Annotated in this window: 25 protein-coding genes; 10 read left to right on the top strand and 15 right to left on the bottom strand. The window is 69.0% G+C overall.

Features of this window, described 5'->3' with window-relative positions; translation table 11 throughout:
- Positions 1 to 292 precede the first annotated feature (292 nt).
- Both WMF24_RS05605 and WMF24_RS05600 read left to right on the top strand, forming a co-directional pair.
- Positions 293 to 2,806 (top strand): hypothetical protein, encoded by a 2,514-nt coding sequence (locus tag WMF24_RS05605; protein WP_437735310.1) that lies wholly within the window; start codon positions 293 to 295, stop codon positions 2,804 to 2,806.
- Between the two features lies 1 nt (position 2,807).
- The gene (locus WMF24_RS05600) at positions 2,808 to 3,527 is read left to right on the top strand and encodes a hypothetical protein (protein ID WP_437735309.1); all 720 of its coding nucleotides are present in this window, start codon (positions 2,808 to 2,810) and stop codon (positions 3,525 to 3,527) included.
- A 65-nt stretch (positions 3,528 to 3,592) separates the two neighbouring features.
- On the opposite strand, the gene WMF24_RS05595 is transcribed toward WMF24_RS05600, so the two are convergent.
- The gene (locus WMF24_RS05595; protein WP_437735308.1) at positions 3,593 to 4,042 is read right to left on the bottom strand and encodes a hypothetical protein; all 450 of its coding nucleotides are present in this window, start codon (positions 4,040 to 4,042) and stop codon (positions 3,593 to 3,595) included.
- 339 nt (positions 4,043 to 4,381) lie between these two features.
- Positions 4,382 to 4,948 carry a hypothetical protein gene (locus WMF24_RS05590; RefSeq protein WP_437738769.1) on the bottom strand — a complete coding sequence of 189 codons (567 nt, stop codon included), beginning with the start codon at positions 4,946 to 4,948 and terminating at the stop codon, positions 4,382 to 4,384.
- Positions 4,949 to 5,468: 520 nt separating this feature from the next.
- Between WMF24_RS05590 and WMF24_RS05585 the strand changes: the two genes are divergently transcribed.
- The 3 genes from WMF24_RS05585 to WMF24_RS05575 all read left to right on the top strand — a co-directional run bounded on the left by WMF24_RS05585 (position 5,469) and on the right by WMF24_RS05575 (position 8,164).
- On the top strand, positions 5,469 to 6,455 hold the full coding sequence (locus WMF24_RS05585; RefSeq protein WP_437735307.1) for an alpha/beta hydrolase family protein: 987 nt from the start codon (positions 5,469 to 5,471) through the stop codon (positions 6,453 to 6,455).
- Between the two features lie 191 nt (positions 6,456 to 6,646).
- Entirely contained in the window at positions 6,647 to 7,390 is a 744-nt protein-coding gene (locus WMF24_RS05580) for a hypothetical protein (protein ID WP_437735306.1), read from the top strand.
- A gap of 180 nt (positions 7,391 to 7,570) precedes the next feature.
- The gene (locus tag WMF24_RS05575; RefSeq protein WP_437735305.1) at positions 7,571 to 8,164 is read left to right on the top strand and encodes an HdeD family acid-resistance protein; all 594 of its coding nucleotides are present in this window, start codon (positions 7,571 to 7,573) and stop codon (positions 8,162 to 8,164) included.
- Between the two features lie 377 nt (positions 8,165 to 8,541).
- On the opposite strand, the gene WMF24_RS05570 is transcribed toward WMF24_RS05575, so the two are convergent.
- The 7 genes from WMF24_RS05570 to WMF24_RS05540 form a co-directional block, all read right to left on the bottom strand.
- Positions 8,542 to 8,928, bottom strand: coding sequence for a VOC family protein (locus WMF24_RS05570; RefSeq protein WP_437735304.1), 387 nt, complete (start codon positions 8,926 to 8,928; stop codon positions 8,542 to 8,544).
- An 83-nt stretch (positions 8,929 to 9,011) separates the two neighbouring features.
- Positions 9,012 to 9,572, bottom strand: a complete 561-nt coding sequence (locus WMF24_RS05565) for a hypothetical protein (protein ID WP_437735303.1) — start codon at positions 9,570 to 9,572, stop codon at positions 9,012 to 9,014.
- Between the two features lie 183 nt (positions 9,573 to 9,755).
- The gene (locus WMF24_RS05560) at positions 9,756 to 10,553 is read right to left on the bottom strand and encodes an alpha/beta fold hydrolase (protein WP_437735302.1); all 798 of its coding nucleotides are present in this window, start codon (positions 10,551 to 10,553) and stop codon (positions 9,756 to 9,758) included.
- A 132-nt stretch (positions 10,554 to 10,685) separates the two neighbouring features.
- The gene (locus tag WMF24_RS05555; RefSeq protein ID WP_437735301.1) at positions 10,686 to 11,315 is read right to left on the bottom strand and encodes a GDSL-type esterase/lipase family protein; all 630 of its coding nucleotides are present in this window, start codon (positions 11,313 to 11,315) and stop codon (positions 10,686 to 10,688) included.
- Positions 11,316 to 11,673: 358 nt separating this feature from the next.
- Positions 11,674 to 12,063: a hypothetical protein gene (locus WMF24_RS05550; protein WP_437735300.1), complete on the bottom strand. Its 390-nt coding sequence runs from the start codon at positions 12,061 to 12,063 to the stop codon at positions 11,674 to 11,676.
- Positions 12,064 to 12,253: 190 nt separating this feature from the next.
- Positions 12,254 to 12,439, bottom strand: coding sequence for a hypothetical protein (locus tag WMF24_RS05545; RefSeq protein WP_437735299.1), 186 nt, complete (start codon positions 12,437 to 12,439; stop codon positions 12,254 to 12,256).
- Positions 12,440 to 12,890: 451 nt separating this feature from the next.
- Positions 12,891 to 14,120: a styrene monooxygenase/indole monooxygenase family protein gene (locus WMF24_RS05540; protein WP_437735298.1), complete on the bottom strand. Its 1,230-nt coding sequence runs from the start codon at positions 14,118 to 14,120 to the stop codon at positions 12,891 to 12,893.
- A 479-nt stretch (positions 14,121 to 14,599) separates the two neighbouring features.
- Between WMF24_RS05540 and WMF24_RS05535 the strand changes: the two genes are divergently transcribed.
- Positions 14,600 to 15,481, top strand: coding sequence for a glutathione S-transferase family protein (locus WMF24_RS05535; protein ID WP_437735297.1), 882 nt, complete (start codon positions 14,600 to 14,602; stop codon positions 15,479 to 15,481).
- A gap of 128 nt (positions 15,482 to 15,609) precedes the next feature.
- Here the strand turns inward: WMF24_RS05535 and WMF24_RS05530 are convergent, their stop codons facing one another.
- The 4 genes from WMF24_RS05530 to WMF24_RS05515 all read right to left on the bottom strand — a co-directional run bounded on the left by WMF24_RS05530 (position 15,610) and on the right by WMF24_RS05515 (position 17,496).
- Positions 15,610 to 16,005: a GFA family protein gene (locus WMF24_RS05530; protein ID WP_437735296.1), complete on the bottom strand. Its 396-nt coding sequence runs from the start codon at positions 16,003 to 16,005 to the stop codon at positions 15,610 to 15,612.
- 96 nt (positions 16,006 to 16,101) lie between these two features.
- Entirely contained in the window at positions 16,102 to 16,476 is a 375-nt protein-coding gene (locus WMF24_RS05525) for a VOC family protein (protein WP_437735295.1), read from the bottom strand.
- A gap of 165 nt (positions 16,477 to 16,641) precedes the next feature.
- Positions 16,642 to 17,250 carry a GyrI-like domain-containing protein gene (locus WMF24_RS05520; RefSeq protein WP_437735294.1) on the bottom strand — a complete coding sequence of 203 codons (609 nt, stop codon included), beginning with the start codon at positions 17,248 to 17,250 and terminating at the stop codon, positions 16,642 to 16,644.
- An 18-nt stretch (positions 17,251 to 17,268) separates the two neighbouring features.
- Positions 17,269 to 17,496: a hypothetical protein gene (locus tag WMF24_RS05515; RefSeq protein WP_437735293.1), complete on the bottom strand. Its 228-nt coding sequence runs from the start codon at positions 17,494 to 17,496 to the stop codon at positions 17,269 to 17,271.
- A 32-nt stretch (positions 17,497 to 17,528) separates the two neighbouring features.
- Here WMF24_RS05515 and WMF24_RS05510 point away from each other — a divergent pair, with 32 nt between their 5' ends.
- Positions 17,529 to 17,783, top strand: a complete 255-nt coding sequence (locus WMF24_RS05510) for a hypothetical protein (protein WP_437735292.1) — start codon at positions 17,529 to 17,531, stop codon at positions 17,781 to 17,783.
- Positions 17,784 to 17,879: 96 nt separating this feature from the next.
- On the opposite strand, the gene WMF24_RS05505 is transcribed toward WMF24_RS05510, so the two are convergent.
- Entirely contained in the window at positions 17,880 to 18,785 is a 906-nt protein-coding gene (locus tag WMF24_RS05505) for a hypothetical protein (RefSeq protein ID WP_437735291.1), read from the bottom strand.
- Positions 18,786 to 18,859: 74 nt separating this feature from the next.
- Here WMF24_RS05505 and WMF24_RS05500 point away from each other — a divergent pair, with 74 nt between their 5' ends.
- Entirely contained in the window at positions 18,860 to 19,312 is a 453-nt protein-coding gene (locus tag WMF24_RS05500; protein ID WP_437735290.1) for a hypothetical protein, read from the top strand.
- Positions 19,313 to 19,906: 594 nt separating this feature from the next.
- Positions 19,907 to 21,463 carry a hypothetical protein gene (locus WMF24_RS05495; RefSeq protein ID WP_437735289.1) on the top strand — a complete coding sequence of 519 codons (1,557 nt, stop codon included), beginning with the start codon at positions 19,907 to 19,909 and terminating at the stop codon, positions 21,461 to 21,463.
- Between the two features lie 38 nt (positions 21,464 to 21,501).
- On the opposite strand, the gene WMF24_RS05490 is transcribed toward WMF24_RS05495, so the two are convergent.
- Positions 21,502 to 21,876 (bottom strand): hypothetical protein, encoded by a 375-nt coding sequence (locus tag WMF24_RS05490; protein WP_437735288.1) that lies wholly within the window; start codon positions 21,874 to 21,876, stop codon positions 21,502 to 21,504.
- A 10-nt stretch (positions 21,877 to 21,886) separates the two neighbouring features.
- Here WMF24_RS05490 and WMF24_RS05485 point away from each other — a divergent pair, with 10 nt between their 5' ends.
- Complete coding sequence (locus WMF24_RS05485; RefSeq protein WP_437735287.1) at positions 21,887 to 23,833, top strand: family 43 glycosylhydrolase; 1,947 nt, start codon at positions 21,887 to 21,889, stop codon at positions 23,831 to 23,833.
- Positions 23,834 to 24,326: the final 493 nt, after the last annotated feature.

Raw genomic sequence — 24,326 nt, 5'->3', positions numbered from 1 at the left:
AGCAGCGTTCTGTCGTGAGCTCGACGCTCGGCGCGTAAGCTCGCCGGAAAACTCGCGCAGCAGCGGCGCTTCAGGCCGCGTTGGATGGGTTTCCGGGAACCGTTGACCGCGCCCCCGAGCGGCAGCGCCCCCTCAGGTCCCGAGGGTGTCGGAAAATTCAGCAAAGGGGCTTGTGACTCCCATACCACTCTGATACGTCTGGCGCGAATGTGCCGGCAGTCTGCTTTTTGCCGGCTGCGCCCGCATTTCTGCCGGGTCATGGACCGGCAGATCACGCAGGAGGTGACCGGCCATGAAGCGCTGCGCATTGCTTCTTCCCGTGGTGCTCCTCAACCTCGCCGCGCCCGGTTGTGGCGGCATGTTCGCGAGCACCGTCCGGCAGAACATCGAGAGCACCAACGAAACCGCACGACTCTGTGGCGGCATGTTGCCCATACCGAGGGCGGGCGGCGCCGATCAGCCGGACATTTACGTCGTCGATCTCGGGCACGACTTCGCGCGGCGAGTCCGAGCTTATCTGGGGGATATCAGGGTGTTATTCACCACGGATGTCCTCCCGGACCCGGCGAAGGTCGACGCTCTGACCGCCAGCCTGGAAGCCGCGCAGATCGACGCGCTCCGCAAGGCGACGGACGCGTTCACGCAGAGCCTCGGGACCATCGAGACCAGTGCCAGCACCGTCGCGGATTGCATCCAGAAGGGGCTCACGGAGGCCCGTGACAAGGCCCCGGATGATCATACGTCGCGGTACACCAGCACCCTGAAGACGCTCAGGACCAGAATCCAGAGCTGCGGCCAGGAGGCCGTCAGGCTGCTCGAGGGCGTCAACGAGCTCGACGCGGCCTACATCCGATTCGAGCACGCGGCAGCGGCGGCTCGAGGCGAGCTGATGGCCCAGAAAGGCAACGGCCAGCAGCTCGAGGTGCTCCGGGATCTGACCGCCCGCGTCCGGACATTTCAAGCCTGGATGAGCCGCTCTCGCGGTTTCGTGGACGGCCTCGCAGGCTCGGACGCCACGCGCGCGCTGGGCGCCCTCGCGGAGCGCGAGCTGGGCGGCGTGTCGAAGATCGCGTTCGATTCCATCCGTACGTCGATCCGGCAGGTCGATCGGCAGCTCCAGAACCTCGATGCGCAGGTGTACGGCGGGATCACGCTGTTCTCGGCGTACGCGAGCCCCGAGGTCACCCCGATGGTCAAAGCCATCGGCTGCACCGTCGGGTGCCAGGTCAGCGAGACGCTCAGCAAGATGGATGTGTCTCCGGAGTCGATCGTCGCCGAGGCGTGCGCCGCCCTCAGGACGAACCAGGGAGACGACGATGAGTTGGCCATCCTGGGTGGCATTCTGCCCCACCTCTACACGGGAATGGTGCGCGGCCTCTCGCAGCGCTGCGACGACGATCAGCCCGCGAGCGCGCAGCCGGCAGCACCCGCCGCGCCGACGAGCGTTGCGGGCATGTCGCGGCCGCCGACACGCACGGGCGCGCACGCTGGGTCCGCGGGCGCTGGCCTGGCGGATCTGGCACGGCCGCCGGCGCTCCCCGACGTGCCCCAGCAGCGCGCCAAGCCGGCCAACGGCGCGGCCTCGAAGGAGGCAACCAGGACAGCCCCGGCGGAGGCGCCGCGCGTCGATGACGAGGCGCGGCGCAAGGAGATCGCGGAGTTCCAGAAGACGTCCGCGGGGGCCACGATGCTGTCGGAGTGGACCGCGCAGCTCGTGTTTCAGCAGGCGCATGGCCTGGACGCGGCCAGCGAGCCGACGCGCCTGGCAGCGCTGAGGAACGCGCACGCCGAGGCGATCTTGCGAGCGCCGCCAGTGGAGCCGAGCGAGAAGTCCGCGCTGGTCGGCCGCGTCAAGGAGGATGAGCGAATCGCGACCATCGTCAACGTCATCGCGCAGGCGATCGTGCTCCGCGGCCCGATCGACGTTCACGTGGATGGCGCCGGCGTCGGCGCCGACATCCAGCCGCTCGTCGACAAGATGGCGTCCCTCCAGGACATGCTCAACAAGCGGGATCGGCTTTACCAATCCGGGCAGGACCTTGCGGCGCTCTGCGGCCTGCTCAGCGTCGATCCGCTGCTCCAAGACCCCGACGTGACGGTGGCGCGCTGCTCGGACGATCGCGCGACGGCCGAGCGGCCGTTCAACATCGCCACCATCTCGGCCGACATGAAGTACCCTGACGGGGAGTGGGACGTGGCCACCGCGGCCAGCGATATCAGCGCGAGGCTCGATGAGAAGATCAAGCACCTAGCTGGGTCCAGACAGGCCCCCGCGGCGCCGGAGGCACCCATCAATCTGCTCAATCAGCTGCAGAGCGCCCCGCTCGCCAAGGGGAAGCGGATGGCCGTGCTCCGGGAGCGCGCGCGGCAGCTCGTGGAGCACATGAAGGAGGCGGCGGGGAACCAAGAGCTGACCCTCCGGGTGCGCGGCTTTGCGTCCGCGAAGGAGCTCACGTGCGCAAAGATGGCCGCGCAGCTCCAGCTCTCGGATCTGCCGGAGTGCAAGCCGGACGTAGGTGGGCCTTGCTACGCCGTGAAATGGAAGATGGACGGGACGCTGGAGCAGTTCGAGATCTCCCTCGGCAACGGCGCGGCGGTGCACACATGCACCCCGAAGAACGAGAACGCCACGCTCAGCGCGCTTCGCGCGTGGGCCATGCGCGACTACATCGAGCGGCTCGCGGACTCCTCGCCTCGGGCGCCCTGGGACGTGAAGCTCGCTCCTGGCGCATTCAATATGGGTCACGGCAAGGCGCAGATGCAGCGCGTCCTCATCCAGGTGCTTCCGTCGCGAGGAAGAGAGTGATATGATGCGCTCACGCCTTACCGCGCTCCCTATCTCCGTGCTCCTCACGCTGATGTCGCCCGTCGCGCGCGCCGCCGACGGCGAGCGCTCACCGCCGGGATGTGGTCGTTGCTGGGAGGACACCGGCCGCGACCGCGTATTCATCCATGCAGACGGTGGCGTCGCGATGCTCAGGCTATACGATGGCTCGCTGCTGCCGGACGCCGCGTCCCTCACCCCGACCGGCGTCGCGGCCAGCGCTGGGCTCGCGGTGCGCATTCACACGTTCGGAGTGCCTACCTACCAGCTTGGCCCCGAGCTGGAAGCCGCCGCGAAGGGGGATGTGGCCCGAGCGTTCCGCCCCCCCTACCTGACCCTGGGCCTGCGGTGGGGGGCTTCGTACTTCCCGGATTTCAGCGTCGATGCAGTGATGGTCGGACCGGGGTTTCACGTCCCGTTCTGGCGCATGGAGGCGTCGGTCGGGGTGGATCTCGGCTACGCTTGGGTGGACACAGACATCGCCGTCATCGAGGCAGCAGGTCCGGTGATCGATGGCTATCTCGGGGATGTCAGGTTGGGTCTGGACGTCCTCCTCGGCAGGCACATCAGCGTCGGTCTAGGCGCGCGCGGCGGCGCGATGCGGCTGTCCCGCGAAGCGCTCAGCGAGCCATCGCTCGCGACGCACGGCGTGAGCTGGGGACGACGTTGGACGGTGAACCTCGGGTTCCAGCTGAGAATCTGAATCGCCGATCTGCCCGGCACTCGGCCTCGGCAGGATCCGACCCGCGGATCCGGTAGCGCCCCGCATCACGTCCCCTGGCTCGGACAGGCGGCGAACTCCGTGGCGCACGCCTCCTCGGCTGCCGCGGAGACGCACGCCTGACAGCCGGCGTCGATCCCCCTGCCCTGACACGCCGCCTTGCACGTCGGCCCGCAGACGTCCTCGCGGCAGGCGCACGCGTCGAAGGCATGCGCCGCCTCGCCTGGCGACTCGAACGGGTGGCTCGTGCAGACATGGCCGCTCACGCAATCGCAGCACATGCCGTCGCCCGGACAGCAGCCCGGGCTGCTGCTCGGCGGGCACGACGCGCCTCCTCCGGTGCCGCCGCCCCCCTGCTCTCCGCCGCCCTCGCCCTGGCCCCCGCTCCCGCCGCCGCTACCGCCGCCGCGGGGCGTCTCGGACTCGCCCGAGCACGCGGCGACGAGGAGGGGAAAACAGAGCCAGAGGACCGACGAACGCGCCTGTACGTATCTCATGGGGCCAGGAAATCGAAGCGCGATCCGAAAGTCAATCTCCTCCGGATTGCCATGAGGAAAGCTCATGGGCTTCGAGCGCACGAGCACGCGGAGATCGCCCTCTACCACGCGCTCGTGGACCTGCCGCAGCCCGAACGGCCCACCCAACAACCCTTCCGAGGAAGCTGCAAGATCAATGCGAGATGGGCGCGGCGACCTCGTCGATCGGGTCGGCCGCCGCGCCCGAGCCGCCCTTCCCTGCCCCACGTTCGCGACATGGATTCGCTCGCTGTGCACGGACCACCGCCTCACGTCGAGGACCGGGCGCTGCACCTCCGGCTCGCGGACCGCGGGGTCGACCTACGGCGCTCCGCCCGCGTGAGCTTGCTCCCGAGCCGCGCTCCGAAACAGCCGGGCCGACGTGAGCCACAGCATCACGAAGAAGGCCGTCAGCACCAGGGTGTAGCCCCATCCGGCGATCAGGGCGATCACGGCGACCAGCGCCTGAGCGAGCGCCGTCGCGACCATCGCGCGTCCCATCCCCTGCGGCTGGAAGCGCGCCATGATGGCCCCGACGATCCCGACGGCGAGCACTCCGGCGTACATCCAGTTGGCGGGGTTCTCCTCGTTCCCGATGATGCCGACGGCGAGGTTCATCCAGACGAGGAGGAAGGCCGCCGCGAGGGCAACGCCGACGGCGGCTCTGTACGCCGTGTTGCCAGTGACCCTCGCCGCCAGCTCGTAGGTTCCGCAAGCGCCGACCAGCATGGCGCCGAAGATGGCGAAATCCGCGAGGTCCCAGGCCACCTCTTCGGTGAACTGCATCGCGACCCAGGGCAGCAGCAGGACGAGCGCTGCAGTGCCCCAGACCGCTATCCTCCAGCCGGCTCCGCGCCGTCCGCCACCGTTGTCCGTCGTTCCTGCCATTGACCTGTTGCCGAGCATGGGTGAAACCTAGCTCGCACGACGGGCGTGGGGCATGAGCCGCTCATGGAGTTTCGTGGAGCGACCGTGGGGGTTGCGTGCAAACGACACCCGGTCGAGGCTCAGGCTCGTTGCCGGCGCCCGCAACGGGTCGAAAGCGACCTCCACGCCTGCCACGAGCCTGACCGCCCGCGGAAACCCGCCTGAACGTTCGTGAACCCGACGGGATACGTCGTGACCGTACCTGCCGGCGGGGGCGGGTAGACGCCGGGACATCCCGGGCTGCGCGCGCACACGATCGCGAGATCCCTCGCGGCCGGCGAGGGGCGCGTCCGCGAATCGCCCGACGAGCCCGGCGCGGCAGGAACGATGGAAATGTCCGATTCTTTCAATCGGAGGGCGGCGGCCGGAGGTACGAAGGCGGTGGAGGTACAGCATGAGCAACGGAGATTTCTCGGCCGAAGCCGGATCGAGGCCGAGTGTACCGATGGCGCCGCGACCCTTTACGACGAGGTCAGAGACAATGAGCCAACCTACTCCCGCAGCCGACACCCCCCGCGCCCCGACGCCGGTCCTCTCGGTCAGCCCCATCGTGCTGCCAGCCCCCGGCCGCGCCGTCGATCTCCAGGTGCGCGTCTCCGCGCCCGTGACCGGAAGCGAGCTGCCCATCGTCTTGCTCTCGCACGGCCACGGCCCCTCCAACCACCTCTCCTCCTTGAACGGCTACGCCCCGCTCGCCAGCTACCTGGCGGCACACGGCTTCGTCGTCATCCAGCCCACTCATCTCGACTCGAAGACGCTCCCCTTCAGGGCTTCCGATCATCCCGAGGCGCCGCTGTACTGGCGATCGCGGGCCGAGGACATGAAGCGCATCCTCGACCAGCTCGACGTGATCGAGGGCGCCGTCGCCGCGATCGCCGGGCGTCTGGACCGAACCAAGGTGGCCGTCGTCGGGCACTCGATGGGCGGGCACACGGCGAGCCTGCTGCTCGGCGCGCGGCTCGCCGATCCCCGCGACGGGACGGAAGTGAACCTCGTCGAGCCCCGGATCAAGGCGGGCGTGCTGCTCGCCGCGCCCGGCAGAGGCGGCGATGCCCTCACCGAGCTCGCGAAGAAGTACTCTTGCTTCTCGACGATCGACTTCTCCAGCATGACGACACCCGCGCTCGTGATCGCCGGGGACAAGGACGCCTCTCGCCACCTGACGGTCGCGGGCGCCGACTGGCACGCCGATCCATACTTCCTCTCCCCGAGCCCCAAATCGCTTGTCACCCTGTTCGACGCAGAGCACGGGCTGGGCGGGATCTCGGGATACGACGTCGCCGAGACCACGGACGAGAACCCCGAGCGCGTGGCCGCCGTCCAGCGCCTCACGTGGGCCTACCTCCGCACCGCGCTCTACCCCGGTGACTCCGCCTGGCAGGAAGCGCAAGACGCGCTGACGGGCGCGGCCACCCCGCTCGGACGGGTCGAGTCCAAGGAAGCGAGCCGGACAGGGAGCGGTCGGTAGCCTCGCCGGGGACTGCGGCGACGCGCAGGAGCGCGATCTCGCCGGTGGCCGCTTGACGGCGGAGGGCCGGTCTCGATGTAGCGCGCATGGGGCGACCATCCACCGGGCGACGTCCGCAGTTCCCTTCCACCGTGCCGCGACCGGTCCGGGCGCGCGCCGGGCGCACACCGACGGAGCGGACTCCGCTGGCGGTGCGGACCTTCGGCGTCGGCGTCGACGAGGCGACGAGGGCGCACGTGCGCCAGAGCCTCGGGGCGAAGCTCGGGCGGTTCGCGCCCCGCATCGAGCGGCTCACGGTGCGCTTCACGGACGTGAACGGGCCGCGCGGCGGCGTCGACGTGGAGTGCGACGTGAAGGTGGTCTTGAGCGGGCGCCCCAGCGTCGTCTACCAGATGCGAGGTCACGAGCCGCGCGAGACGATCGACAGAGCCGTCCCGGGGCTCGTACGGGCAGTGCAGAGCGCTCTCGAGCGCGCCGCACCACGCCCGCCGCGCGCCGCACCACGCCCGCCGGCGCGCGGCCCGAAGCGCGCGGCGCGGGCGTCGAAGCGCAGCGCGGCGGCGCCGGCGGGGATCGGTCACCCGTCGCCCGAGGGCAGCTTCATCGGCCGGCGCGTGGGGCGCAGCGAGGAGAACCTCGAGCGCGCGCTGGAGCGGCCCGAGAAGTCGCGGCGTGACTTTCCGGTCGACACGGCCGCTCCGGGGCAGAGCGCGACCGACCGGAAGGCGGGCGGCGGCTCGACGGCGCGGCGCAACTCGATGCGGAGGGCACGCAAGGCCACCGCGGCGCTGGAAGACTCGGCGCGGGACCGCCCGTCGCGCAAGTCGACGCGCAAGAGCGCAAACCGCGCGAAGCAGGACTCGAAGCTCCGGCGACGCGAGGTCCGGCAGGCGTCCTCTCCCGGCGCCAGGGCCGCGAAGGCAGCCGCCCGCTGATCAGGCGGTGCGCTCCCGACCGCCCTCGGCCGTGACGCCTCCCACGAGCGCCAGGCACGATGTTCCCGCCGGCGCGCTGGCACACACGATGCTCGGAAGCGGACGTGGTCCCGGCCACCTCGTCCGCGCGCGGCGGGCGACCGACGGGACACGCGTGCTCCACGAACCGGAGGGGTGCCCATGGTCGGTCCGCTCGAAGAGTCCCCGAAGCCTCTGCGCTTCGCGCCGGTCGACATCGACGCCGTGCGGGAGAAGCGCGGTTGGTTCGTCGCGCTCGGCGTGGCCTTGATGGTGCTCGGGGTGCTCGCGTGCATCCTGCCCTTCATCGCCTCGATGGTCACCGCCATCGTCCTCGGCTGGTTGATCGTGCTCGCCGGCCTGGCCGAGGGCTGTCACGCCATCCAGAGCCGCGGCTGGGCCGGTGCCGGCTGGGAGCTCGCGAGCGCCCTTGTGCAGGTCGCGTTCGGGCTTCTCCTCGCGAACTTCCCGATGACCGGCAAGCTCGCGCTGATGGTGCTCGCATCGGCGTACTTCGCCGCCGAGGGCGCGCTCAAGCTCGTCCGCGCCTCTCAGCACCGCAGGCTGCCGGGCGCGGGATGGCTCGTGTTCGACGGCATCCTCGCGCTGGCGCTCGCATTGCTGATCCTCACAGGCGGCGTCACCGCCGCCGCGAAGGTGCTCGGCTTGCTCGTCGGGATCAGCCTCCTGACAGGCGGCATGTCGATGATCCTGATCGCGCTGGGCGCCGCTCGCGTGCTCCGCACGCGAGCGTAGGTACACGGATGAAACGACGGTCGCCGCCGGTGGACCTGTCACGGCAGGAGCATTCGCTGAGGACGGACGCGCACGCGTCAGGTTGCTTTCGGGGCCAAGATGTGGCCCCGCTCAAGAAACACCCTTCTCACGTTGCTCATCCAGGAGATGGCGATCTCGTCCGAGCTGTTCCACTCGTCCTCCTTGAGAAGCTGCTCGGCGCGTATACGAAGGTCCTAGTGCAGCCCCTCCACGCGCCTGACGAAGGCGCTCATCAGCACGGCGCATTCGGCCGGATGGGTCTCCAGCAGGAAATGCGGGCCGTCGAGGATGTCATTGCGGCCCCCTCCCGCTCTCAAGGTCAGGCGGCAGGTGCGTGCTGAGGCTGATTGCCCTGGTCACCGGCCGGAAGGCGGTTGCCAAAGCTCTACCTTGTTTCCTTCTGGATCGATGACCCAGGCGAACTTTCCGTACTCGGATTCCTCGATCTTCTCGAGAACGTTGCATCCTTCTTCACGCAGGACCTTGACGAGGGCGTGGAGATCCTCGACCCGGTAATTGACCATGAAATTCGCAGCGCCGGGCGCAAACTGGTCACCTTGCGCCGGCGCAATCGACCAGATGGTCGTTCCGGCGACCGGCTTGCCTTCACCGTCGGTCCAGGTGAAAGCCGTGCCACCCCATTCCTGGACATCGATTCCGAGGTGCCGCTTGTACCAGGCCTGTAGTGCAGGAGCGTCTTTGGCTTTGAAGAAGATGCCGCCGATGCCAGTGACTCGCTTCATGGGACCTCCGTGGACGGGTGGTGGTGAGGGAGAGCGCGGTTTCTGCGGATTGAGCCCTTCTGCGTCATCCACAGGCACAGGAATCAGGCCCGGCCGCCTTCCAGACGCCGCGCCTGTTGCTCGAACCAGCGGGTGAACCCCTCGACGGCTGCGACGAGACCGGCCCGCGACACATCCACGCCGCGGCCCATGTGCCCGGGTAGCTCGCGAGAGAGGATGCGCACCGGGCCGCCGGGCGGACAGAGGATGAATGCTTTGCACCCGTTGAACTGCTCGCCCCAGTTGGTCAGGAAATCGTGGGCGCTCCAGAACGTCCAGTCCCGGCGGCGCACCTCGGCCGTTCGATCATCGGGTACTTCGACGTCTCCATGATGGCCGTACAATAGCCCGTCGAGGAAGTTCCATGCAGCGATATCGTCCAGCCCGACCAGCTCCTCGGACCACAGGCGGTCGAGGTTGGAGGGCAGCGAGCGAAAAGAGCGGTAAGCCGGGTACAGCGCACAGCGCGACTCCCCGAGGTCTCCGAGGGCCACCCCGCGACACCAGACACACATGCGCCCCCACACCGCGCTCGGGGGCTCCAGGTTGGGCTCCACGTCGGCTTCGATGGCGAAGTCCAGCCGTTCCCCGAATAGCATATCCACTCCCCCTCCTGCCGCGCAACGTTCGGCCGGCCCAACGTACCAGGTTTCAGCTGCGCCGGTCGGGCGAATTCGAGGTCGGGGTCTGCTGCAAACCCGAGCTAGACCGCAACGCGTCCCATGCCGCCGAAGGAGCGCGAGCTCGCAAGGGGCTCCCGAGGCTCCAGCGCGCGCTGCGTGCAGCAGCTACGCCAGCTCGCGCACGAACGTCAGGACCACCTCTCCCAGGCGCTCGGGTTGTTCGAAGGGAATGCCGTGGCCGGCGTCGCGCACCTGTTCGATCCGTACGCGTGGGTTGAGGCTCCGCAGCTCCGTGGCCATCTCGAGCGTGACGACGGGGCTGCTGTCACCGATGACGAGCAGGCTCGGGACGTCAATCGCGCTCACCACGTCGCGATACCCGGGGTTGGGCGGCGTGAGGACGTCGAACGCGGCCATGCGGGTCTTCAGCCTCGCCTCGGCTTGCAGCTCGACGATCTCGGGCGAGCGACGCGGGTGTCGGGCCCTGGCCTGCGCAACGAGGTCAGACCTCTGCAAGCCGAGGGCCTGGCGGTGTTGATCGGCGACGTCGCTGTCGCGCACCTCGCGCTGGCGCTCGGGGCTCAAGAACGTCGGGTCGACCAGGATGAGGCCGCGGATGCCCCCCGCCCCTCGGCTCGCCACCACCGCGGCGGTCATGCCGCCCATCGAGTGGCCAAGCAGGACCGGACGAGAGAGCCCCAGGCCGCGGATGAGGCCGACGACGTCGCTCGCGTGATCGTCGTACCGGTACCCGTGGAGCGGCGCGCTCGAGCCGCCGTGCCCTCTGGCGTCGGGCATGACGACGTCGAGCTCACCTTCGAGCGCCCGCGCCAGGGGCGTCCAGCAGGCGCCGCTCCCCATCAATCCATGGAGCAGAACGACGGGAGGCTTGGCGCCTCCAGCCCGGAGATAGCGGATGTCGATACCGTTCGTCTCGCAGACTCCACTGATCCAGGTCGTCATGGGACTGTCCCTTCCTGCCGCAGCTTCGCACGTGTGATGAAGTGGTTCAGGTATGCATACGCGGCCCAGCGCCCTGCCGTTCAGCTGCGCGAGCCGAGGGAGGGCTCGGCGCGCGTCCGCTGGGGCGGCTCGTCAGCCGGCGGTCACGGTCGTCGCTCGCCTCTGGACTGCGGCGGCGCCCAGGGCGCGGACGAGCGCGTGTGCGATCTTCAAGCCACCGGGCCCCGACGGCTCGACGGCGTTCGCGAAGTCGGCCACCTCCGTGCAAACGAGGCGGAGGTCGACGACGTCGAGCGCGCGCGAGAACGCTTGACGAAGGATGACGTCATTGAACGTCATCAAGGCGACGCGAGCTCGCTCGGCCTCACCGGGAGCGAGGTTGCCGTCATAGATCGTGCAGACCGTCGTCGGTCGACCGAGCGCGACGACGGCATCGAGCGCCCACGAGTAGGATTGCTCGAACGCGTCCACGCGTTCGCGGAATACGTCCAGCGCCTCGGCCGTCGACCCGACAGGCAGTCCGAGGATGTCGGCGTTCGCGAGCGCGTCGTTTCCGCCGAGCGAGAGGAGGACGTGGGTCGCGTGTTTCGGCACTCGATCGAGCTGGGCTCCGATATCGGAGGTGGTCGTGCCGTCGACCGCACACAGGGTGACTCGCCAGGAGGGCAAGAGGGCGCGAAGGTGCGAGGCGACATCGGGCTCGCCGTGGGTATACGAACCATTATCGAAGACTGAATCGCCCAAGAGAGCTACAGACGACATGATTCTCTCCCGTGGAATGGATCGCAGCGGCTGGCTCGGCGCTCGGTCGGGTCGCTCGCCTGTCGGCGCCGTCCTCGCGTGGGTCTCGTGCGTTTCTATGACGACCCGAGCGAGCGCGCCCGGGCGTCATCAGATCGTGACCGGGAGGCGCGCTGCGATCACGGCGGGGCGTCGAGCTCGAGCTCGTCCGCGAGCTCGTGCACCATGCGCTCCGACAGCCGCGGCGGCGACTGACGGCTCGGCGTTCACCTGCGGGCGGCCAGCGTACGCGAGCTCGATTGTCAGGTGCGACGCCTTGTGTCGGCCCCCGCGCGCCACGAACCTCCGGCGCCGCCGGTCGGCCCTCCTGCGCGCACCATCACGTGACGCCCGGGGTCGTCGTTCCAGTGAAGGCATCCCAGGCCCGAATGTAAGCGCGCGCCCCCGCTCCCAGACGAGAGACGACACGCGCAACGGCCGCAGGAGCCTCCACACCGTGAGCGCAGATTGCCTCCAGGAGCCCCGTCGCGACCGCATCTGCCTCTTGGCCATTTCCTGTCAGCGAACGCTCCACGAGTCGCGAAACCTCATCCAGCGTGGCGTCATCGAGGTCGGGTTCGAGTCGGACAAGAGCACGACCGATGTGGCAGAAGCCGATCGTCACGGGGACCGCGTCGGGCTCCCAGTCGGCGACGACCACAGACACCGCTTCCCGCAACTTCGGGTGGCGCGCGGCAAGATCCTGGTACGGTTTGAGCGCGTCTGTCATCGACGTTCTCATCCCGGACGACGGCTCCCCTCGACGTTCAGGCGGTACCCGGATGGCGGCGACTCGCCGGGTGAAGCCGCTGCTGTCCCCCGATCGACCTGCTCCGGCCGCCCAGCGAACTGTCGGTCTGCCCCGACGCGCAGCGCCGCCGGCAGCAGCGGCTTGTTGAGCGAGCTCCTCGACAACGGTACTATCTCTTGATCTTGATGATAGCGCCAGGGTTCGTCCCGAGTCGCTTGTGCCGCGCCGGCACCCCCGTCGGGGCCTGGGCCTCCGGCTCCTCGTCCGGCCTGGGCGTCGCCTCTTCGGCGGGCTGCGCTTGCTCCGGGGTGTCGCCGTTCTTCGACGGCTTCTCGCTGGGGTCTCGTGGATTCATGCGGCTAATCCTGGTCATGCGCCTGTTCAAGGCGTTGTGCGTAGATGACCAATGTCGAGCCTGAACGCTGAACCTGGCGCCATCTGGACAGCTGCGTAGATAGCACGCATGCCCACCTCGTGCCGGGGGCAAATTCTTCGTTCCCCCGCTCGTGTCCGCCCGCGTTCGCCCGGCCCTGAGCAGGCGCCTTCCCGCGCCCGGCATCATCGACGCCGGCGAGATCCGCATGGGAGCGCGCCCATGCGATGGCTGGGGAGTCGCGGCGCGTCCACAGGCCCGGGTGCAGCGGCCCGCCGCTACGACGTCAGGTGCAGAGCTCGGTTGGCTCGTCACTGGGCGTCTAGCCGTCAGGGATCCCTGCCTGCCGCAGCTTCGCACCTGGGATGACGTGGATCAGGTCCGAGTACGCGAAGAGAAGAATACCGGCGTCGATGCTCCGCGCGGCCCCGCGTCAGGCGTGGCTCGCGATGAAGCGGGCCGTCGCCTCGGGCGACGAGAGGATCGCCCACTGGCGATCCGGGTAAGAGAAGTTCGTGGCGAACGTGTCGGCCAGCGACTGGCTGCGCGAGGCCGCGGCGAGGAGCGCCACCGCGTGGTCCGGCGGCGGCAGGAGGAAGGCGTTCGTCCACTCCGTGGCCGGCCGGAGCGCCTCCCAGAGGCGGTCGTCCAGGTCCGCGCAGAACGCCTCGTCGAACGCGGCGCCGGCGGCGGCCTGCCCCGCGATCCGCTCGGCGGCGAGCCACGCTGCCAGCGTGGCCATGTTCGCGCCCTGGCCCATGATCGGATCGTGGGTGATGTGGAGATCGCCCAGCGCGAGCGCGAACCTGCCGCCGCCGAGGGGCGCGTAGGCGCGCCGCACCACCGGCGTCACGGCGCCGGTCAGGTAGTCGCGCGGGCTGGCCACGCCGAAGCGCGCGCGATCGACGCGCTCGCCCGTGAGCGGCGCGTGCGCGAGCACCGCGTCGAGCAGCGCCGCATCGAACCGCGCCGGATCGTCTTCGTAGCGCATCCGCGTGATCGGCTCGAGCGCGCCGCCGGGGATCGCCTCGATGAGCAGCGCTGGCGCGACCCCGTCGCGCGTGAGGTACTGGTTCTCGAAGATCTCGCCGTGCCCCGGGGAGAGCTGGAACATGAACTCGAGCCGCTCGGGCATGCGGAGCCCGCGGACGATGCCCGCGAAGAGCCGCCGCTGGGGCCCGGCGTGCGGGCTGCGCTCGGGGACCTTCGGGAAGAGATCCGAGAGGCCCGCCCGGCCCGTGGCGACGACGACGAGGTCGTGCCCGGCGGCGAGGTCGCGGATGCCGGCCGCGTCGAGCGACGCCTTCACCACGCGGCCGCCGCGCGCGGCGAAGTCCTCGAGCAGCCGGGGCAGATAGACGCGCATGTCGATGAAGAGCATGTGATCCGCGAGGTGGCCGACGAAGGCCAGCGGCGGATCGGCCGCCACGCGCATCCGGACCGTGCCGGTGGCGTGCTCGGCCCCCTCCCAGTGCGCGACGCCGAGCGCCCGCTGGCGCGCCCGGGTCAGCGGGGAGAGCGCGACGGTGCTCGGCAGGCGCCCCGCCCGGATCTCGTCCGGCGTGCGCTCCTCGTGGAGGCTCACGTCGATACCCTCCTGCTGGAGGTGCAGCGCGAGGTGCAGGCCGGCCATGCCGGCGCCGACGATTGCAATGGTGGGCATCCTTGTCCTCCTCGTCCTTCTAACCCGTGGGGTGCGCGCTTCACGGCGAGGCCCGCCGTGCTCTCGGCGCCCCCGACCGCGGCGACGTCGCGGGAGCGGATCGCGGCGGCGAAGGCCCCTCGCGCGGCGGCCCTTTCCAGAAGACCACACCGCTGCACGGAACGCGCGTGTCGATCTCGAGCGAAGCCCTGAATTCCTCCTCGGCGGCCTCGATCAGGCCGAGGTTTGTGGAGGAGCACAGTAGAGCGGCCCACATCGTCGAGAGGGGGATGTGTGGAATCGACGTCGAGGAGCCGTGTTGAGGCGACCGCCCTCGGGTGTGTCCTCGTGCGCCGGAACGCACATCGACCCGTCCTCCCCGCGGGCCCTGGACCGTCATCGCGGGGCCGGCGGCTGCGGCGGACGAGGCGGCAAGGGGGGCGAGGACGGCTCAGCGAGGCAGCGAGGAGCACGCCGTAAAACAGGCTGCCGACGAGCTCGTGAGAAAGACCGCGGTGACGTCGGGTGAGCACCGCGCTGTCGCAGAGGCCGAGGAGGTGACCGACCTTCTTGAACTCCGTCACGAGCTCCTCGGTATCGAGCACCGCGCCGATCCCATGGAGGCTCTCGCGCGCGGTCTGGCGCTGGAGCTCGCGTTGCCGTCCGCGGCATGGCACGCTCGGGCGCGGGCCGGTGGATCCGGCCACCGATCGGAGGACGACGTGATCACGCTCTATGGCTTCGGAAATATCTTCCCCGAGGGGGTCGGCGAGACGAAGGACCTCCGGGCGCAGTGGGCGCTCGAGGAGACCGGCCTGCCCTACCGAGTCCACGCGCTCGACCACACCGCCGGCGAGCTCGACAGCGACGCCTACGGCCGCATCAGCCCCTTCCACCAGGCGCCGGTCATCGACGACGACGGCTTCGTCGTGGCCGAATCTGCCGCGGTGGTGCTCTACCTGGCGGAGAAGGCCGGCAAGCTGATCCCGCGCGACGTCCAGGGCCGCACCCGCGTCGTCCAGTGGTGCTTCGCCGCGGTGAGCACCGTCGAGCCGACCCTCGTGTGCCTCGACCTGATCGGGATATTCGACAGCGGCAAGGCCGCACGCGAGCTCCACGCGGAGGTGCCCAAGCTCGCCCGCCGCTGGCTCGGCCACGTCGAGCGCCGCCTCGAGGGCCGCGCGTGGATCGCCTGCGCCGATTTCACGGCGGCCGACATCATGATGGCCGGCGTCCTGCGCAGCATCCGCAAGACCGACCTGATGGAGCCCTTCCCGAGGCTCAAGGCCTACTACGAGCGCTGTCAGGCCCGCCCGGCGTGGCAGCGCACCCTCGGCCTCTACGCCGAGCGACTCGGCGTGAGCGTCGACGACATCCGCTAGAGCGCCGATCACGTTGAGCGAGCGAGGAATGAACCGCCAAGGCGCCAAGAAGACCACACCTTGGCGTCCTTGGCACCTTGGCGGTTCGAAACTATGCTCGTTCAGGCGGGTTCAACCCGTTTGTCGCTCTAGCGCATGTGCTCGATGTCCTGCGGCATGACCACCCAGCCGTGCATTCGCTCTTCATAGACCGAGAACGTTGGGCCGGGGAAGGCCGGGTCCGCAAAGGCGCCCACCGGTATGGCGATCATGTCCTCGTGCCCGGCCATCACGTAATAGACGGTGGCGCCACATTCAGGACAGAACGTGAAGGTGCTCTTCGTCCCTTCGTCTCCGATTCGAACGAAGTCCTTCCCGCGACCATTTATCTTCACGCTCCCGCGGCTGAACCTGGCTTGAGCGCCGAAGACACTTCCGGTTCTCCGTTGGCAGGCCAGGCAGTGACAGACGGACACGCGAATCGGCTCGCCTTCGACTTCCGCCGACAACTTACCGCAACTGCAGCTTGCGAAGCGATTTCTCATCGTGGTGCTCGGGCAGGTGGCGTCGCCTTACGTTTGCCACGAGAGGCCGCCGCGAGTGGGCGGAGCCGGCTTGCGGACGCCCCCTCGATGGAGGGCTCAGGCCTCGGGTTCGTGGCAAACCACTTCGATGTTGTGCCCGTCGGGTCCAATGACGAACGCTGCGTAGTAGTTCGCGTGGTAGCGCGGGCGCAGACCAGGCGCGCCATTGTCTTTACCGCCCGCCTCCAGCGCGGCGCGGTAGAAATCTTCGACCTGCTGGCGATCCTCGGCCGTGAACGCCAGGTGAAGATGCGCCGGCTTCTCCTCGGTTTGGTACAGGCACAATGAAGCGTTACCCTTTGAGCTGAGCTCGACGCCGTACGTCGGCGGTCCCTCCGAGACAACGGCCACGCCGAGCGGTTCGAGCGCCTTGAGGAAGAACGCCTTGCTCGCTGCATAGTCGCTGACTCCAAACTTGACGTGGTCAAACATGAGCTCTCCTGAATCCCACAGCCTCGTGCCGCCCCCACGCATCGTGGCCCGGATGCCTTCTCAGCCCCCCTGCTGCCGCGCTCGACACCAGCCGCATCGAGGTCCGCGGCCTTCTCCGGGGGGGCTCTGCCTGGCGGCCCGCCATGGATCCGCGTCACCTGGCCATCACTCCATGGGTTGGCGGATGATGGTTTTCCACCGGACTGGATCGGCGCGACGTATGTCGCTCAGATACACCTCGTGGTGCTTTCCCGCGAGCGCCGAGCGCGCACCGATGAAATCATGGACTCGCTGAATGGTCGGCCCTTCTTCAGCAAAGGGGCCGACGTGAAGTATCTGAGCGCATGTCCCTTCGGTGAAGCTCTCCAGCCTGAGCGCATCCACCGCGGGAAGCGCCTTCTTTCGCCTCACCTCCGCGATCGCCGTCCGGATCACCGCGTCCTCCACGAAGTGAGGCTGCATGATCATCATCGTCCATTTCCACCTTGACCTGTCGTTGGAGGTGAAGACGGACAGGTCATCCGACCACCAGAGGCCTTCGAGAGGCATGACCGCATAATCGATTCCTCGCGCCCCCTTCTTCACCATGAACTTCGTCGTGTAGGAAACGGAGAACAGCGCTTCGACTGCCTCGGCATACTCCTGTGACGTGTTGGGGTCGCCCTCGCCGTCGATCATGAGGAACTGAAATGTTGGCACTTCGACCTGGACCACCTCCTTCGCGGATGCTTGGTAGAGATGCTTGAGCTCCCTCTTGAGATCAACCTTCGACACGGATGCACCTGATGATGGTCAAGGACCCGCGAGGGTGCCGCAGGGCGCCGCGCCGAGCGCAGCGAGGCTATCTGCCCAGGTCAGTCGGACATCGTAGGGCGTCATGATCCGATCGGCGGTGACGATCTGGAGGTGCTCGATCCCGGCGTGCGCGACCAGGATCCGGTCCGATGGAGCCCGCGTCGTCTCGAGCTCTCCGTCTGGCGCACGGGGCCCGACCTTCACCATCCCGTCTGTACAGCTCATCTCTGTTGCTCGCGGGCGGCAGGTTAGCCGATGTGCTCGCCGAGGACCACCGGGACATGGTCCTGCAGGTTGCCGGACGGAGGGTCACCGCCTGGATCAGCGCTTCCACCGCCGTCTGTACATCGCCGGTGCGCGCGGGCGCGCTGCTCGTCGCGCGCGACGGGTACTTCAGGAGGCCGTCGGTGACGACCAGGAGGCGGCCCGGCAGCGGCCGTCGTCGGATGCAGGCGGGCCTGCTCGCGCCGCTGCCGACGAGCGGCTTCCGGCTTTGCGCCGCCACCTGGTGACAACGAGATTGGCCGGTGGTGGCGGCCGCGCAGACGGCCTGTGCGACGGTGCGGAGCGTCTGGCGCATCGCCTTGTTGGGCCGCATCCGTCCATCGTCAGGAGAGCACTTCGGTGGCAGTCTTCGCCCCGAGGACGTTCTCGATCCAGCGGTCGAGGGTCGCGACGTCCGTACATGCCTGGATGCGCGCGCTCTCGTCCTCGGTGAGCACGAGCCCCGCACGTGCAAGCAGCCGCAGCAGCGTGTCCCTCTTGCCCTCGAGCTTGCCCTCACGCATGCCCTTGAGCTCGCCCTCGCGGATGCCGCGATCGATGAGCCTCTGCACGAACGGGGGAAACGTCGCCTCGCCTTCGCTCTGCCGTTCCATGACCAATGCCTCCACAGCCTGCCTCATCGGCTCTCGCAACCCGTTCCAGATGAGCTGAAAATAGACCATCGCGTGCGCCTGGTCGAGCCGGCCGAGGCCGGCGAGCGCCGCCTGCACCACGGTCGGCCCGCTCGGCCCGTTGCCGTGCGCCACCGCCGACAGCACCGCGAGCTCCGTCTCCTTCTCCGCTTCGGCCGGGTCGGTGATCTCGGGGACCACCGCCGGCCCGAGCACCAGCGGCGCGACGTGGCCGCGGCCCAGGCCGAGGTCGATGGTCTCCGCGGCCCACGCCGCCACGCCGGCGTCCGGCGCGACCACGAGGACGATCGTGCCAACGCGCTTCCTGGCGCGTACGGCCGCGACGTACGCCGGCCACGAGTACTTCTTGTCCGGGTCCACGTCGCGCTGCACCTCGAGGACGATCGCCAGCACCAGCGCGTCGTTCTCGTCGCGAAGCTCGAGCACCAGATCGGCGCGGAACTCCACCGGGACGAGCTGGTCGAGCGACGACTCGACGACCGCGACCGCCGCGTGCGGCGGCACCTCGACGCGGAGGAGCGTCGCGAGAAAGCGGGGCGCGAGCGCCGGGTGTTCGCGGAACATCTCGACGAGGGCGTTGTGCTCGAGCGTCGGCATGACGCTCGGCCTCGAGCACGCCCCATGCCCGCACGAAACGCCGGGGAAATGCGAGCAGAGCTCCAGCTCAGGGGGTGGCGGCGCCATGGCGGACGCAGGGAGGGCGACGCCCGTCCGCGCGAGGCGGCCGACGGGCGCCGCGCTGGGGTATCGTCGCGGCCCTGTTCCGCCAGGAGGTCGACCCGGCCGGTCGCTTCGCCGCCCACTTCTTCGGCCACATGCACGAGGGCACCGCCACCTCGACCGCCCACGGCGGCGGCCACGCGCGTCACGCCCTGCAGGGCGCCTCCCTCTTCGGTCTCGAGGAGCACGACGGCCCCGGCGGCCGCGGCGTGACCCGCCTCCATGGCTTCAGCGCCGGCCGCTTCGAGCTGCTCCCCGGCGCCGCGCAGGCCCGCGTGCGCGTCTTTCCCCGGCGCATGTTCACGAGCGCCGGCGGGCGGAAGATCGACCGTGACGTCTCCGCCTACCACATCGATGAGCGCGGCTCGTTCGCCCACGAGGTCCCGACCGCCCGCCGCACATGACGCCCTTCACGCTGGGGCCGCCGGGCAAGGGCGGCACCCGCTGGGACCGTGAGGGCAAGAGGATCTGCGTCCTGGCGTGCTTGCCTGGCAGGATGTCGATGCCTTCAAATATCGGAGTGACGAGCGCGTCCTCGTCGAACATCTGGGCTGCCGCCAGGTGAGTGGCGTTGTTCGTCGGTGCAAAAAAATCGACCAGACGACGAAGGCTTCGGTACACGCGGCGACCCGAGCAATGCGCAGCAACGAGGACACCCCTCAGCGAGCATGTGAACGATCACATATTCACCGTCGGTTCCGATCGACAGGTCCGTGAAGCTCTCGATCCCGGGGGATCACGAGGCTGGCGGGATCCTCCGCAGCGCCGCGGCGAGAGGGCGGGCGCCTTGCCGCCATCATCGCCGGCCCGATCGACGAGCTCGAAGCCGATCAGCGCATCGGCGGCTGGCGCGCGACGCGGTGCGCGGCGACCGCATCGCCAGCCGCCGGCCCATTTCGGTTGACGCCGTTCATGTGAGCGTTCACAATTTCTCCCGAACGTTCCTTTCGCTTCGTTCAGGACAGGCCGTCGTGCGCGCTCGGCGCTCGAGGAACGATATGGCACGTCTGAAGAGCAGCTCGAGAGCACGATGGCTGGTGGCGCTCTTGTGGACTTCCGGGTGCAGCGACCCGGCGACGACGACCGGCGGAGACGCAGGACCCGCTGCCGAGCCCCGCGCGTGCTCCGAGGGCACCTGGGATCACGATGGCGATGGCGAGACGAGCTGCGTCGCATGGACGGCCTGCGCCCCAGGCACCTTCGCGAGCGCCGAGGGCTCGCCCACGGCGGACCGGCGGTGCACGGCGTGCCCGGAGGGCACCTTCAGCGACACGATGAACGCCCCGCGCTGCACGGCGCACACGCCCTGCGCGCCAGGGACGAGGCAGACCGCGCCGGGGACGAGCACCGCGCCCGCGCGGTGTGACGCCTGCTCGCCGGGCACGTACTGCGCAGGCGGTACCGCCGCGCTCGTCGATTGCGCGGACGGCACCTGGGACGACGACGCCGATCCCGCGACGACATGCGTCGCGTGGACCGACTGCGTGCCAGGGGAGTTCGTCGGCGCGGAGGGGAGCAGCGCCACGGACCGCAGCTGCCTCACGTGTACGAACGGCGAGCTCACGGCCACGATGAACGCGACCAGCTGCTCCCCGGGTGCCTGGGTGCTGAGCTACTTCGGGCCGCGTCAGGACGTGTCGAGCGACTCGCTGCACCTCGCCTACAGCACCGACGGGCTTCGCTGGTCGACCCTCGCCGATGGACAGCCTGCGTACCGGCTCACCGGGATGGGCACGAACCACATCCGAGATCCGTTCCTGTTCCGCAAGAACGATGGCACGTTCGTCTATATCGCCACGGACTGGACGCTCGCGGAGAACGACGCGAACTACTGGAACCGTCCGAGCTCCAAGATCTTCGTGGCGGACTCGGCCGATCTCATCACCTTCACCAATCCCCGGCTGATCACGCTCACGAACCTTCCGGGCCCCGGCTCCACCCCGATGCACGCCTGGGCCCCGGAGGCTTACTACGACCCCGATCGCAAGCTCTATGCGATCATCTGGTCCGGAAACGACACGACGGGCGCGAACCGCATCTACGTCAGCTACACCGAGGACTTCGTCACCATCGTCAACCCGACCCCCGACGTGCTCTTCGACCCGGGCTACAGCGTCATCGACGCGACGATCACGCAGTGGAACGGCCGCAACTACCTCTTCTTCAAGGACGAGACGGACAGCAGCGGGAGCGCGCTCACCGGATCGGGCAAGGACATCCAGATCGCGCGCTCCTCGACGCTCGCGCTCGATCCGGCGACGTTCACGCGATGGAGCCCGGACTACATCACGCGCGGGTCGACCCAGAGCAGGAGACGAGCGACGGAGGGACCGTTCGTCATCAAGGATCCGCGGCAGGATCGATGGTACCTGTTCGCCGACTACTACCTGAACGGCGGTGTGTTCGGGTGCTGGAGCACGACGGACCTCGACGCGGATCCGGGCTCCTGGACGGAGCTCCCGAGCGCAGAGTACCGCTTTCCATCCGGCGTGCGCCACGCGAACGCGGTCCGGGTCACGCAGGCGGAGCTCGACGCGATCATCGCCCACGACTGAACATGCTGCCGGATCCGCGGCACCACCAGCGAGGAGTCTCACTTCATCATGTGCGCGCCGAGATCTCCCCACCCAGCGTGCCCTCCCCTCTCTGCGCCACGCGTCGCGCTCACGGCGGCAGCTTGCGCCTTCTCCGCGCTGCTCGTGGTGGTCGGGTGCTCGGATGGGCCCTCGACCGATGCGCCGGGCGCGTCGACCGGATCACCGAGCCATTCGCTGCGCATCACGACGGCGGGCACAGCGCTCAGCACCTCGGAGTCCGGCGGGCGGGTGACCGTGAGCGTGGCGCTCGACGCCGCGCCGAGCGGGCCTGTCACGGTGCCGGTCTCGAGCTCGGATGCGACCGAAGGCTCCGTCTCACCGACGACCGTCTCCTTCACGGCGGAGGACTGGAGCGTCCCTCGAGAGATCACGGTCACGGGCGTGGACGACGCGGAGAGCGACGGGGATCAGATCTTCCGCGTCCGCTTCGGGCCCTCGGTCTCTGTGGACCCGGCGTGGGACGGCCTCGTCGCGGAGTCCGCTGACATCACGAACACGGACGACGGCGGCGAAGGGACGGCAGCGCTCGTCGTCAGCGCCCCGTCGGGGACCCTCGCCGAGCGCGGCGCGCCCGTGACGTTCACCGTGCGCCTCGCGTCGCAGCCGAGCGCGCCCGTGACGATCGCGCTCGGCGTCAGCGACACGACCGAGGCGACGCTGAGCCACGCGGACCTGACGTTCACCGAGGCGAACTGGGGCGCGGCGCAGACCGTGACCGTGAGCAGCGTCGACGACTGGCAGGCCGACGGAGCTCAGCCCGTACGCGTCGTCTTCGGCTCACCGGTCAGCGCGGACCCCGAGGTTGCGGCCCTCGCCGCCCCCGCGGATCTCGAGCTCTCCAACCTCGACGACGACGTCGGAGGGGGTTACCAGATTCGCACGACGCACGTGGGGGACGCCCCGCTCTACGTCGCGCACTCCTATTATCATGCGATGATCACCGACCTCGACGACAGGGCGAACAACCAGATCCCTGCCGACTTCCAGTGGAGGGTGGTGCCCGGCCTCGCGAACCCGGACGATCCGACGCTGGTGTCGTTCGAGTCTGTGGGGCTCGGCGGTCGCTACCTGCACGTCGACAGCGAGAATCCGACCCGGTATCCGCCGCAGGGTGAGGCGTCCAACCGAGCTGACGGGCTCTGGCAGACCCCATCCAATGAGAGGAGCCACCTCCTGTGGATCGACGTGTTCACGGACACCGCCACGTTCCGGAGGGACGCCACGTTCCGGATCGTGCCCGCGCTGAACGGGGATCCGGCGATGGTCTCGCTGCAGTGGTACGCGGATGCGACGCGTTACCTCCGGCACCTGAACTACCAGATCTATGCGCACGCGCTCGACGGCACGGCGGTCGAGAGCTCGGAGGCGTCGTTCGCGCTGGAGCCGCTCGGCTACTTGGTCTCGCAGCGCGCTGATCCCCACATCACGCGGCACACGGACGGTTACTATTACTTCACCGCGAGCGTGCCGACGTACGATCGCATCGAGATCAGGCGCGCGACCACGATACGAGGCCTGGCCGACGCGACGCCGAAGGTCGTCTGGACGAAGCACGCGACCGGCCCGATGGCGGCGCACATCTGGGCGCCCGAGCTACATTTCATCGACGGCAAGTGGTACATCTACTTCGCCGCCGGAAGCTCGACCAACATCTGGGCCATCCGCATGTATGTGCTCGAGAGCTCATCGGGCAACCCGATGGATGGCCCGTGGATCGAGCGAGGGCAGATCGTGACGGAATCGGACACCTTCGCGCTCGACGCGACGACGTTCGAGCACGACGGCAAGCGGTATCTCGTGTGGGCGCAGGAGGACCCCAGCGTCGAGGGCGACAACAGCAGCTTGTTCATCGCGGCCATGGTGAACCCGTGGACGCTGGCCAGCCCCAACGTGCGGATCGCCAGACCCGAGCACGCCTGGGAGACCGCGGGGTTCGCGGTCAACGAGGGTGCTGCCGTGCTCGAGCGGAATGGGCGGGTGTTCATCAGCTACTCGGCGAGCGCGACGGACGACCGCTACTGCCTCGGCCTGCTCACGGCGAGCGCGACGGACGACCTGCTGAGCGCCAGATCGTGGGCGAAGAACGAGAAGCCAGTGTTCGTCAGCGCGAACGGGCTGTATGGCCCGGGCCACAACTCGTTCACGACCTCGGCGGATGGTTCGCTCGACGTGCTCGTGTACCACGCGCGGAACTACAAGAAGATCACGGGGGACCCGCTCTACGACCCGAACCGTCACACGCGCGTCCAGCGGCTCGAATGGAATGCAGATGGTACGCCGAGCTTCGGCGTACCGCTCCTGAACGGCGCGAACACGATCGGCGACTGACCGTTTCGTGGAGGCCTACGCGGCCCCGGCGCCCTCCTGTGCGGCCCCGGCGAGCCTCCTACGCGGCCCCGGCGCCCTCCTGTGCGGCCCCGGCGCCCTCCTGTGCGGCCCCGTTGGTGTCCTATGCAACACTCGCCGCCGTCCTACGCGGCCACGTGCCCCTCCTGCGCGCCCACGTTGGTTTCCTTTGTTACAATCGTCGGGCTCCTGCGCAGCCCCGGTGGCCTCCTGCGCAGCCCCGGTGGTCTCCTGCGCAGCCCCGGCGTTGTCTCGCGCGCCATTTGTGTATGCTGTGCAACATCTGCTGCCTCCTGCGCCCCGTCTGCCAGCTCCGTGGTCCGCTGCCCGCGGCGCCAGGCGCACCGCTCCCCTCTCCCCTCGATGTCGCGGCACACCGCCTCTCCCAACCCTCTCCACCTCGCGGCTCCGGCGCGTCCCTCGCGACGCGACCGACTCGTCCTCTCGCGCGTGCGCCTGGTCGAGCCGGCCGAGG

It is taken from the genome of Sorangium sp. So ce1335 (genome assembly GCF_051521615.1).
Classification (GTDB): domain Bacteria; phylum Myxococcota_A; class Polyangia; order Polyangiales; family Polyangiaceae; genus Sorangium.
Note: the sequence above shows the minus strand (reverse complement) of the source record. Positions and strands in the feature narration are given on the sequence as shown.